At 38.8% G+C, this 781-nt stretch carries 1 protein-coding gene and 1 pseudogene; both read right to left on the bottom strand.

Annotated elements, in window-relative coordinates:
* Positions 1 to 222 (bottom strand): annotated as a pseudogene (locus ACIR310F_RS26040) (hypothetical protein); the annotation flags it as partial.
* A gap of 39 nt (positions 223 to 261) precedes the next feature.
* Positions 262 to 781: aminotransferase class I/II-fold pyridoxal phosphate-dependent enzyme (locus tag ACIR310F_RS26610; RefSeq protein WP_231387380.1), on the bottom strand; the 520-nt coding region annotated here is incomplete at its 5' end.

Consider the following 781-nt stretch of genomic DNA (forward strand, 5'->3'; position numbering starts at 1 on the left):
AAAAGAAAGATCGTCTACCCCACCTTCAATAACTCCTTCCCATTTTCTCAATAGATCATGAGGAGAAGTTTCAGGCTTTTTGAGATTTGAGTTTTCAGAATCTTGATTAAGTTGGTGATTACCCAATTCAAATACTAGAAACTCAACAAAACGGAGAACTTGCTGCTGTTGATCTATAGGTAACTGCTGCATCGTAGTTACTACTTTTTCCAGAATTGTCATAATCTTAATGCTTTTGAGATTGTGTATTCACCTTAATTATTACGCAGAAACAGAAACTTCCGATTGATAGCAAATACCCGCTTCTTTGAATCTTTGTAAAGCTTCACCCAAGCGATCGCAATCTGCAATTAAACTAATTCTTACATAGCCTTCACCACCCACACCAAAAGCATTTCCCGGAGTGACTACTACCCCTGTTTGCTGTAAAACATTCAAAGCAAAATCTGTAGAATTCATTCCCCCAGGACATTTTATCCACAAATACATAGTTGCTTCGGTTTTAGGAATATTCCACCCCAATTTACCCAAACCATCAATTAAAAAATCTCGACGAGTGCGGTAACGTTGCTGCACTTCATGTAAATAAGAATCAGGAAGTTGTAAAGCGGTTTCTGCTGCTGTTTGTAAAGCGGAAAAAATGCCATAATCTAAGTTGGTTTTGAGTGTCCGCAAACCTTGGATCACGTGACGATTTCCGACGACAAAACCAACGCGCCAACCTGCCATATTATAGGTTTTAGATAAAGTGTGAAATTCTACCCCTATATCCTTAGCACCC

The sequence above is a fragment of the Dolichospermum circinale AWQC310F genome (genome assembly GCF_000426925.1).
GTDB lineage: Bacteria > Cyanobacteriota > Cyanobacteriia > Cyanobacteriales > Nostocaceae > Dolichospermum > Dolichospermum circinale.